At 68.7% G+C, this 11,052-nt stretch carries 5 protein-coding genes; 1 reads left to right on the top strand and 4 read right to left on the bottom strand.

Annotated features, from left to right (window positions below; all coding sequences use genetic code 11):
- Positions 1–62 precede the first annotated feature (62 nt).
- From DVK44_RS14185 to htpG, 4 genes are all read right to left on the bottom strand, one after another.
- Positions 63–1,613: an ABC transporter substrate-binding protein gene (locus DVK44_RS14185; protein WP_114660009.1), complete on the bottom strand. Its 1,551-nt coding sequence runs from the start codon at positions 1,611–1,613 to the stop codon at positions 63–65.
- A 64-nt stretch (positions 1,614–1,677) separates the two neighbouring features.
- Positions 1,678–3,708: a hypothetical protein gene (locus DVK44_RS36335; RefSeq protein ID WP_162793824.1), complete on the bottom strand. Its 2,031-nt coding sequence runs from the start codon at positions 3,706–3,708 to the stop codon at positions 1,678–1,680.
- A gap of 244 nt (positions 3,709–3,952) precedes the next feature.
- Positions 3,953–5,251: a pyroglutamyl peptidase gene (locus DVK44_RS14175; protein WP_114660008.1), complete on the bottom strand. Its 1,299-nt coding sequence runs from the start codon at positions 5,249–5,251 to the stop codon at positions 3,953–3,955.
- 208 nt (positions 5,252–5,459) lie between these two features.
- Positions 5,460–7,415 (bottom strand): molecular chaperone HtpG, encoded by a 1,956-nt coding sequence (htpG, locus tag DVK44_RS14170; protein ID WP_114660007.1) that lies wholly within the window; start codon positions 7,413–7,415, stop codon positions 5,460–5,462.
- Between the two features lie 322 nt (positions 7,416–7,737).
- Here htpG and DVK44_RS14165 point away from each other — a divergent pair, with 322 nt between their 5' ends.
- On the top strand, positions 7,738–11,049 hold the full coding sequence (locus tag DVK44_RS14165) for a type ISP restriction/modification enzyme (RefSeq protein ID WP_114660006.1): 3,312 nt from the start codon (positions 7,738–7,740) through the stop codon (positions 11,047–11,049).
- The last annotated feature ends 3 nt before the right edge of the window (positions 11,050–11,052 follow it).

Genomic DNA, 11,052 nt, shown 5'->3' with positions numbered 1-11,052 from the left:
ACCCGTTACGAAGATCAGACCGGCCCCGGTCCGCTCAGCCCGGTCCGCTCAGCCCGGTCCGCTCAACCGGGCCCGGCGGACTTCGGCAGGTACGGAGTACCTGCGTCACCGCCCGAGACGACAGCGATCGTCTTCGTGCTGCCCGTGCCGTCTATTTCGATGAGGGGGATGGCCTTGTCCCGGGGACTGCCGTTGTTCTTCAGGGAGATCCACCCGCTCGCCCCGGCCACGGCGTTGGCGTCGTACAGAAGGGACAGATTCTGCATGACGTCCTTGCGCTCGATCCGCTGGTCCGAGTTCTCCAGCGGGACGGCCTTCCTGATCGCCTTGACGGCGGTACGGACCGCGTCGTGCCCCATGATCGCCTGGCCGTCGTCGAGCTTGTCGTCGCGGAAGGTGGTCCTGAAGGTGCCGTCGGGGAGGAACGGCCCTATCGCGTTGGGGTCGAAGAACCGCGGGGCGAGGTCCCACGCCCCGGGATGGGCGAGACCGGTGAAGACGAGCCGGATGTTCCCCTTCCGCAGCGACTGCTTGACCTCGTTGAAGCCGTCCGCCTGCAACACCTGCGAGGTGTCGTCCCCGGAGAGCACCATCAGCGGCGAGCCGCTGCACTGGCGCTCGGAGAGCGGCGCCAGGAAGTCCGGCAGATCGCGTCCCCGGCCCGCGAAGTAGACGACATCGGGCCGCTCCAGACAGAGATTGGGCATCTGGTTGCTGAAGTACGTCGCGAGCTGGGTCTTCGAGGAGTCGTACTGCATGGGTTCCGGCGCCGCCAGCCGCGGCTCGGGGAAGCCGGCGCCGAACTTCTCCGCGAGCGTCTTCGTATAGAGGTCGTCGTTGTTCGAGTCCTTGACGATGAGCACCTTCGACCCGGCGTACTCCTCCCGCGACAGGTAGCGCACGGCGGCCGCCGCCTGGTCCGCGTTGGGTGGGGCGACCCGTACCAGACCGGCGGACTTCTCCAGCACGTCGGAGGTGAGGACGGAGCCGAAGGACGCGATGTCCCAGCTGTTCAGCCGCGCGACCATCTCGCGGGTGCCGCCGAGGCTGGTGCCGGCCCCGGCGACCGCGACGATCCGGTCCCGGTCCAGCCGCGCCCTGATCTGCTCCAGGGTGTACGCGCGCTGCTCGGGCCGGCTCCCGGTGTCGCCGAGCAGCAGCCTGATTCGGGGCGTACGGCCCTGTGCGCGGCGGTGGTTCGCCTCGTACTGGGCGGTGTACGCGCCCTCCAGCTCATGCCGTACGGACTCGGTGTTCTTGCTGTCGCCGGGGCGGGGGCTCATGCCCATCAGATAGACGACACTGACGTACGGTGTGCCGCCGGGCTGCGCGGCCTCCTCGGTGACCTGCCGGTTCTCCTTCTCGACCAGCCGGAAGACGGTGCGCAGGTCCTTGGTGAACGGGTAGGAGCCGTCGGTCAGTCCGACACAGCGCGTGGCATTGCCGGCCTCGACCCGCCGCACCCCCTCGGCGCAGTCGGTGGATTCGGGCCGGAAGAGCCAGAAGGCACCGCCGCCGAGGAGGAGAAGGACGACGGCTCCGAGGGCGGCGAAGCGCCAGCGCGGAACGGGCGGATTGGCGTCGGGCAGATCGTCCGCGAGCGACGTGGTCATGGCGCTGCTGCTTCCTCTCGCCTGCTGGGGGGTATCGGGCGTCCGCTTCGGGCGTCCGCTCCGGTCATGGCCGGGGCTCGTACCGCTCGGCCTCCCGGAGGAGACCCGCCGCACCGCTGTGGGGCAGCGCGGCCAGCCGGTGGAACATCGCCGCGATGGTGGAGTTGAGTTCGGGGGCGGAGTGCGCGACCCGGTTACGGGGATCGGCGGCCAGCCACAACGCCGTGACCAGCATGGTCAGCGACCAGTGTTCGTCGAGGGAGGCGGGCGCCAGCCGCTCGGCCAGCTGCCGTACGCGGTCGGAGGGCGTGGGGCCGCGCAGCCCCGGTCCGCTGGGTGCCACCGGGACGCGCATCGGCGCGGCGGTGATCGCGTACAGCTCGTAGAGCCACTGGTCGGTGGTGGGGAGTTCGTGGAACCGCTCGGCGAGATACGCGACGGTACGGTCCAGCTCGTTGAGGGCGAGGGCGTGGTAGCGGGCGTCCAGGGCGTGTCTTCGCGGCCACTGCTCGCTCCGGTGCCAGCCCCGGAGCGCCTCATGGGTGGTGGTCCAGCCGGACGGGGCGTCGGGCGGCTGCTGGGAGAGCGCCTGGAGCAGTACGAGCCGCAGCCACGGCTGGAGGACGACGGCGGGTCTCTCCTCCTCCCGGCAGTACTCCAGATAGCCGCTGCCGCGCCCGCCGCGCGTGCCGGCGTCCTCGGGGACCGGCGGGTCCAGCCAGAGCCTGGCGTCGATGTCCCGGCGCAGGGTGTCCTTGGTGAGCTGGTCGAACTGCTCCAGCACGCCCGCGTCCAGCGCCGAGTCGAAGGCGCGCGCGGCGGCACAGACCTGGAGCGCCGCCCGCTGCCCCTCGGACAGATCGCGCAGCAGATAGCGCCGGGCCGCCGCGTCCAGCGGCATCGGGTCCTCCGGCGGCCCCGGCACCGGCGCGGGCGAGTCGAGGATCTGGCGCAGCTCCGCCGCCCCGCCGCCGCGCTCGACGACGATGGCGTGCGCGGCGTCGAGCATGACGCGGGCGCTCCAGGGGTGCCCGTACGAGAGCCGGTGGATCAGCGGTGTGGTGGGGACGAGCGCGCTCGCCCTGCGCTCGGTCAGTGTGGTCACCTCCGGCTCGGTGAGATCGCGCAGCCGGACCGGGTACCAGTGCCACTTCGTGGTCGACGCGGGCCGCGGAATGCTTGTCCGCCAGTCCTGGTACGAGACCTCCTCGGGCGCGCGGATACGCAGCTCGGCCGGGAGATCCGGGGCGTAGGGGCCGGGTACGGCACGGGCGTTGGCGGCCGTCGCGACGACGAGCAGCGGGTCGTGGCCGCGCTCCAGCGCGGTGTTGGCCTCCCTGACGCGTACCAGCAGATCCAGGAACTCGCGGCCCCTGGGCACATCGATGTTGTCGAGCAGCGCGACACACTGCTTGTCGCGCCGGTGCCGTACGAAGTGGTCGCGCAGATCCTCCACGAACGCCCCGCACAGCACCCGGTCGACCTCTTCCCGGTCCTGCGGCGCCTCGCTCCCCGCCAGCTCGTTGAGGCGCACCAGCGCGTCGACCGGCCGGTTGGGGCCGTCGGCGTACCAGCTCAGCCCGGTGCGCCACATGACGGTGACGGGCAGCCTCGGCAGCCCGAACTGGACGAGTTTCAGGGCGAGGTTGGCGCCCGGCAGCGGAATGAGGTTGAGGTCCTGGAGCACCCCGAACGCCTCGACGGCCCCGTTGCGCCGCTCGTACGCCTCGGTGCTCTCCTTGGCCTGCCGCAGCGCCCGCTTCAGCTCCGCCCGTACGGCCCCGGGGTCGGCGCCGCCCAGGCCGATCGTGGTGTGGATGACGAGCAGCCCGAGCGCCAGCCGGGGAAAGAGCACGGCGGGCTGCCGGGGGAAACGGTACGAGAGCCCGAGCGCCAGCCGCGCCGCCACCTCGTGCGGCCGTTTGGCGGCGGCCGAGGCGAAGTCGTACAGGGCGTTGGGCCTGTTGGAGGCCAGATAGCCGAGCCAGTGGAGTGTGGTGGTCTTGCCGCTGCCCCGCCGACCGAGCAGTGTGATGATCGGAAGCTCACGGCTCTCGCCCGTACGACTACGGCACTCGTTGAACAGCCGCCCCACGTCTCTGACACCTTGAGGCCGCTCCGCCGGCATGGCCACCATGCCGCCCTCCCCCCCCGGTTTCTTCCTTTGTGTGCGCGCTTCCACCATGGTTGAGCGGGGCCGCGTGTGACTAGGGGGATGGTGACCCCGTTGTAGTGACTCACGTACGCTCGGTGGTGTGGGTGGGACGGAAGGGGCCGGAGGGGGTTAGAGAGGGTTGGAGGGTGCCAGAGACGGGGCCGAAGGGGGCTGGAGGGTGCCCTTAAGGGAGAGGTGCGGCGCCGGCGACCCTGATGATCCGGTGGAGCTGGGCCAGGATGTCCTGCCGGTTACGGACCAGCTGGGCGTCGGTCACCGCCCCGGACCCGAACTCCAGCACCGGTGTGTGCACATGACCTCCCGGCATGCCGGACCTCCCCATCCGGTCACGGAGCAGAGTGGCCCGGTAGGCGACCTCGTTCGACAGGAAGTCCCCGCCACTGCCCGCCCGGGCCGTCGACCAGACACTGCTGGGGCCGTTGGGCCGTACGACAGGGGCGGTTCCGGGGGGAGAGAGGACAGGGATCTCCGTCACCTGCGTGTTGTTGTACACGGGGAACCGGCCGGAATTCACCGACACGATGAACGGGTGGGAGTGCGTGCTCGCGGTCCACTGCGGCTGGGTGGCGGGATCACTCACCGGGATGAGCCCCGTGCTGGACGCGTTCTCGTTGTCCAGCGCTCCTCCCCGCCAGGCCCCGTTGTAGTTCTCCAGGTCGAATCGGCCGGGCCGGCCCTGGCTCACCGTGAAGAACATGTCGGCCCGCGCGATGGGCTCACTCAGGGCGCGTTCGACGGTGCCTTCGGTGAAGTCCTTCCAGCGGACGGGGAGCATGATGGTCTCGATACGGAAGAAACGGCCGTTGTCGCTGAGTACAAGTTCACCGTCCAGCGCCAGTGCCGCCGCACCGGACGGATTGCTGGCGCGGATGTCGCCGCTCAGACCGAACGGGTCGAACCCGGTCAGCACGATCTTGTTCAACTTCCAGGGCTGGTCCGGGGGAAGAGGCTCCCAGGACACGGAGTCCTGGCCTCGTGAGGAGATCTCCAGCTTGTCGAGCAGCGCCGTCCTGGAGGCGTCGGAGAGACCGAAAACCGGCTGCCACTGACGCAGGACCTTGGACATGGCGAGCCGCGCCCAGTACAGCGGGCGGTCGTCCTCCTTGCTCAGGTCCCCGACCACCGGGGTCAGCCCCCGTGCCTGATTCACGGCACGCTTCCACAGCTGAAGACCGTGCTGGGCGACGACCGCCTCGGCCGCCGCCACCGACTGCGTCTGCCGGAGGGCCGTGTCGAGGGCCGGCCCCGCATCCCCGTACCCGCTGCGCCGCAGTATGTCCTGCGGCACCGCCTGGGTCAGGCGCAGCTCCTCGACGGTCAGATCGGTCGGGCCCGCCTGCGGAGCGGCGACGGCGGGCAGGGGGCCGCCCGTGAACAGCAGCGCGGCGGCGATGAGCAGGGTCAGGCCCCATGCGCGTCTTCGCGCTGGGTGCGGGTGCGGGTGCAGCTTGGCTGAGGGCATGACAATCCTTCCGTCGGGTGGCGGAAGCATCACCGTGAAGACGGACAGGCACGCCGGTTCCTGGGATTTCGGCTTGTTATGACGCGTGACGTAGTGCGAAGAGCGCAACGTCCCGTGCTTTTGCGGCCGATCACTGTCACGTCGGAGCGTCGCCAGAACGACACGAAGGTGCCTCCCGGGCGGAAGGCACCTTCGGGTGTGCGTGTCGTCAGAGCGTGCGCTCCAGCCGGTCCGCCATGAGCCGGATAAAGCGCGCCGGGTCGCTCAGCTCGCCGCCGTCCGCGAGGAGGGCCATCCCGTAGAGCAGCTCGGCGGCCTCGTCGAGCCCGGAACCACTGTCCGAGTCCTCCGCCTGCGCGGCATGCGCCTTGCGCAGCCCGCTGACCAGCCCGTGGGTGGGGTTGAGTTCAAGGATCCGCTTGACCTGCGGGATCTCCTGGCCCATCGCGCGGTACATGTTCTCCAGGGCGGGGGTCACATCGTGCGTGTCCCCGACGATGCAGGCGGGCGACACGGTGAGCCGGGACGACAGCCGTACCTCCTTGACCTGCTCGCTCAGTTGGGCCGTCAGCCAGGTCAGCAGGCCGGCGTACTCCTGCTGCCGCTTCTCGCGCTCGGCCTCGACCTCCTTCTTCTCCTCGTCGGTGTCGAGGTCGACCTCGCCCTTGGCGATCGACTGGAGCTGCTTCCCCTCGAACTCGGGGACGGACTGCACCCAGACCTCGTCCACCGGGTCGGTCAGCAACAGCACTTCGAAGCCCTTGGCCTTGAACGCCTCCATGTGCGGCGAACTCTCGATGGCCGAGCGCGACTCGCCGGTCATGTAGAAGATGTGCTGCTGGCCTTCCTTCATACGCTCCACATAGGCGCGCAGGGTGGTCGGCTTCTCCGTGTCCTGGGTGGTGGCGAACGACGAGACACCGAGGATCGCGTCGCGGTTCTCGTAGTCGCTGAGCAGCCCTTCCTTGACGACCCGGCCGAACTCCCGCCAGAACGTCGCGTAGCGGTCCGGGTGCGCGGACATCATGTCCTTCACCGTGGACAGCACCTTCTTCACCAGCCGCCGGTGCATCAACTGGATCTGACGGTCCTGCTGGAGGATCTCCCGCGACACATTCAGCGACAGGTCCTGGGCGTCCACCACACCCTTGACGAAGCGCAGGTATTCCGGCATGAGCGCTTCGCAGTCGTCCATGATGAACACGCGCTTCACGTACAGCTGCACACCGCGCTTGTGTCCCTGCATGAACAGGTCCTGCGGGGCGTGGGACGGAATGAAGAGCAGCGCCTGGTATTCGAAGGTGCCTTCCGCCTGCATGCGGACGGTTTCCAGCGGATCGGTCCAGTCGTGACTGATGTGCTTGTACAGCTCGTTGTACTCTTCATCGGTCACCTCGCTCCGGGACCGCGCCCACAGGGCCTTCATCGAATTGACGGTCTCGGGTTCACGCGGAGTCCCGTCGACGCTCTCTTCGTCGGCCGAGACGGTCGATTCGGCGGCCATCCGGATGGGCCAGGTGATGAAGTCCGAGTACCGCTTGACGATTTCCCGGATCTTCCAGCCGGACGTGTAGTCGAAGAGCTGGTCCTCGGTGTCCTCGGGCTTCAGCCGCAGCGTCACGGACGTCCCCTGCGGCGCGTCGTCCACCGACTCGACGGTGTACGTCCCCTCCCCGCTCGACTCCCAGCGCGTCCCCGTACTCTCCCCGGCACGCCGGGTCAGCAACGTCACCTCGTCGGCCACCATGAAGCTCGCGTAGAACCCCACCCCGAACTGCCCGATCAACTCCTCGGAAACAGTCCCCGCTTCCTGGCCCTCGCGGCTTTCCCGGCTCTCCTTCAGCTCCTTGAGGAATTTTGCGGTACCGGAATTCGCGATCGTCCCGATGAGCTGCACAACCTCGGCATGCGACATACCGATGCCGTTGTCGCGCACGGTCAGTGTGCGCTCCTTCTTGTCGACCTCGATACCGATATGGAGGTCCGACACATCTTCCTTGAGCCCGTCGTCCCGCAGAACTTCCAACCGGAGTTTGTCCAGTGCGTCGGAGGCATTGGAGATAAGCTCCCGCAGAAAGACATCCTTGTTCGAATAGATCGAATGGATCATCATCTGCAAAAGCTGGCGAGCTTCCACCTGGAACTCGAATGTCTCGGTCGGCATCTGCGCGCTTCCCTTTCGTCTTCCCCGGTAATCGGCCGGCGCCCCGCGTCAAACCACCGTGCCAACGCATCGCGCCACCGAGCATCGTATCCAGCCTCCCCTGCCCCATGGCCGCCCATGCGAGGAATGACCGCGAGGCTCCGCGGCGGTGGTCACCTGCATAGGGGGCGGTAGGGGGCGGTCCGCTCCATACCGGGCGGGCCACCCCGGGCCGCCCATACCCTACTGGCGGCCCGGTAGCACTGTGTCTTTCCTTGTTGACGCTGTGCAGTTAAGTTCGGGGATCCGGCACGATCCGTACGAACCGATCTGTGGGGGGTAGATGCCAGGGGGGATGTACGGCTGGCTGCTCGACGCCGTGGCGGAGTTCGGGCGTATGTCCAAACTCAAACTGTCCGGGGGCGGTGGCGACGAAGCGTCCATCCGCGGTCCCCTCGAAGTGTTGCTCCAGGCGGTGGGTGAGCACCACCAGCGGCCCGATGTCATGTGGCACGACGAGTTCCGTATCCCCGGACTCGGGGTGCGGCCCGACTACGCGGTCCGTGTCGGCGGCGACCTGACCGGTTACATCGAACTGAAGAGACCCGGTCTCCCCGTCGATCCGGATACGTTCGGCAAGGCCAACCGGGAGCAGTGGGAAAAGCTGCGGAATCTGCCCAATCTGCTCTACTCCAACGGTACGGAGTGGCGGATCTTCCGGGACGGCCGTCAGCTGGGCGAGACCGTCCGGTTCACCGGGACGCTGAAGAGCGCCGGGACCAAGCTCGCCCCCGCGGACCCGGCATCGTTCGACGCCCTGTTGAAGACGTTTCTCCTGTGGAAGCCCGAGCCCATCACCCGGGTACCCCGTCTTGTCCAGCATGTCGCACCGCTCTGCCGCCTCCTGCGCTCCGCCGTCCTGGAACAGCTGGCCGCCGAAGCCGGCTCGGCCGCTCCGGACGACGACATCCGCGCCAGGCCGTTCACCGGACTGAAGAACGACTGGCGCAAGCTGCTCTTCCCGTCCGCCGACAACGCCACGTTCGCGGACGGCTACGCGCAGGCGGTCACCTTCGCGCTGCTGCTGGCCCGCTCCGACGGGCTGTTGACCGAGGACACGGGCCTCCACGAGGTCGGCCGCCGCCTGGACGCCGATCACGCGCTGATGGGCCGGGCGCTGCAACTGCTCACCGGCCATGTCAACGAACGCTTCACCGTCACGCTCGAACTCCTCCGCGGCACGATCGCCCAGGTGGACTGGGAGGCGATCCGAGCGGGGAACCGCGACGCCTACCTCCACCTCTACGAGCACTTCCTGACCGTGTACGACTCCGAGTTGAGGCAGAGCAGCGGCTCGTACTACACCCCGCACGAGATCGTGGAGGAGATGGTCCGCCTCACCGAGGACGTGCTCCGCACCCGACTGGGCCGGCCCGACGGCTTCGGCTCGGATGAGGTACGGATCGTGGATCCCGCCATGGGCACCGGGACCTTTCTCCACACGATCATCGAGCGGGTGGCGGCACAGGCCGAGGAGCGTTACGGACCGGCCATGGCGCCGGACGCCATCTCCCGGCTCGCCTCGCGCCTCTCCGGCTTCGAATTGCAGATGGGCCCTTACGCGGTCGCCGAGTTACGGACGTCGGAACTCCTCAAGCGCTACGACTCGCCCTTGCCCGACAACGGTCTCAACCTCTTCGTCACCGACACCCTCGACAACCCCTTCGTGGAGGACGAGTACCTCCCGTCCACCTCCGGTCCGCTGTCCGACTCCCGGCGGCGCGCCAACAGACTGAAGGCGAACATCGAGGTCACAGCCGCCATCACGAATCCTCCCTACGACCACAAGGCGGAGAACCGCGGCGGCTGGGTGGAGAAGGGCAGTGGTGGCCCGGACATTCCCCTGCTTCATGCCTTCCGGTATCCGGGCAACGGGCGGTACGAGCACTTCCTCAAGAACATGTACGTGTATTTCTGGCGCTGGACCACCTGGAAGGTCTTCGACGCCCACGAGGACGGCCGGCACGGTGTGGTCTGCCTCATCACCCCCTCCGGGTGGGCCACCGGCCCGGGCGGCCGGGGCATGCGCGCGTATCTGCGGCGTACGTGCGACGAGGGCTGGATCATCAACCTCTCGCCCGAGGGACAGCGGTCGGAGGTCGCCACCCGTATCTTCCCCGGCGTCGCCCAGCCGCTCGCTATCTGCGTCTTCGTCCGCAGGGCGGGCGTGGTCCGGACGGAGGGACACCACGCACGCGTCCACTACCGTTCGGTCGCCGGCAAACGCGCCGAGAAGTTCCGGCAGTTGCGTGATATCGGACTGGACGACGGGGGCTGGCGGGAGACCCACACCCAGGAGGCGCGCCCGTTCACCCCGCTGACCGAGTCCGGCTGGGAGGACTTCCCGGCGCTGGACGAGCTTTTCCCCTGGAGCAGTCTTGGCATGACGTCGAACCGTGCCTGGGTCACTTCGCCCTCCGACGAGACGCTCCGGAGGCGCTGGACGACGCTGGTACGGGAGAGCGACCCGGAGCGCAAGGGAGTCCTGTTCAAGGAGACCGACGGCCGCACACTCGACAGCAGGAAGGAACCGCTACCGGGCCGGAAGGCCCATGCGCGCCCGATCGGCCATGAGACCTCCGTGCGCCCCGAACTCGTCCGTACGGCGCTGCGCAGCTTCGACCGCCAGTGGCTGGTCGCGGACAACCGGGTGCTCGATCGACCGCGCGCCGACCTGTGGAGGTCGGCACAGGACGGGCAGCTCTTCCTCAACCAGCAGTCGTCACACGCGATCTGCTCGGGGCCCGCCGTGGTGGCGACCCATCTCCTTCCCGAAACCGACCACTTCAACGGGCGTGGCGGCCGGATCATGCCCGTACTGCACCCCGACGGCTCCCCCAACACCCCCGCCGGGCTGCTGTCCCAGCTGGCCCGCGCGTTGGGCGCGGAACGCGTCACCGCGCCCGAACTGGCCGCGTACACCGTCGCCGTCGCGGGACACAGCGCCTTCACCGAGCGCTTCGCCGAGGAGCTGCTCACGCCGGGCGTACGCCTGCCCCTGACTCGCGATCCGGCGCTGTGGGACCGGGCGGTCGCCCTCGGCCGCGAGGTGCTGTGGGCCTCGACCTACGGGGAGCGGTGCGCCGACCAGGACGCCGGACGGCCCGCCGCCCGCGTCGATTTTCCGGTGGGGGACGAGCGGCAGGTCCGCTATCTCACCCCCATCGGTACGGCTGTCCCGGACGCGCTGCGGTACAACTCGACGGCACAGACGCTGTACGTCGGCGAGGGAACATTCGCGCCCGTGCCCGAAGCCGTATGGGAGTACGACGTCGGCGGCATGCGGATCGTCAACAAGTGGTTCGGCTACCGCAAGGCGCACCCCAGCAGCAAGAAGACCAGTCCGCTTGACAAGATCCACGTCGAGTCCTGGCCGGGAGAATGGACGAGGGAGCTGATCGAACTGCTCTCGGTGCTCCGCCGTCTCACCGACCTGGCCCCGCCCCAGAACGACCTGTTGACCGCGGTACTCGCCGCCCCCGTGCTCACCCACGCCGACCTGACCGCCGCCGGAGTGCTGCCGGTCACCGCCGCGAGCCGCAAGCCGCGGCAGCGTCCCGATGGCGCCCTCTTCGCGGAGGAGGACGTCACCTGAGGC

Source organism: Streptomyces paludis (assembly GCF_003344965.1).
GTDB lineage: Bacteria > Actinomycetota > Actinomycetes > Streptomycetales > Streptomycetaceae > Streptomyces > Streptomyces paludis.
The sequence above is the reverse complement of the archived record's forward strand: the minus strand, read 5'-3'. Positions and strand labels throughout refer to the sequence as shown.

Bases quoted from the DNA above. Each gene is read 5' to 3' on its own strand.
- htpG (WP_114660007.1), bottom strand. From the start codon at position 7,415: ATGCCGACCGAGACATTCGAGTTCCAGGTGGAAGCTCGCCAGCTTTTG.
- DVK44_RS14175 (WP_114660008.1), bottom strand. From the start codon at position 5,251: ATGCCCTCAGCCAAGCTGCACCCGCACCCGCACCCAGCGCGAAGACGC.
- DVK44_RS14165 (WP_114660006.1), top strand. From the start codon at position 7,738: ATGCCAGGGGGGATGTACGGCTGGCTGCTCGACGCCGTGGCGGAGTTC.
- DVK44_RS14185 (WP_114660009.1), bottom strand. From the start codon at position 1,613: ATGACCACGTCGCTCGCGGACGATCTGCCCGACGCCAATCCGCCCGTT.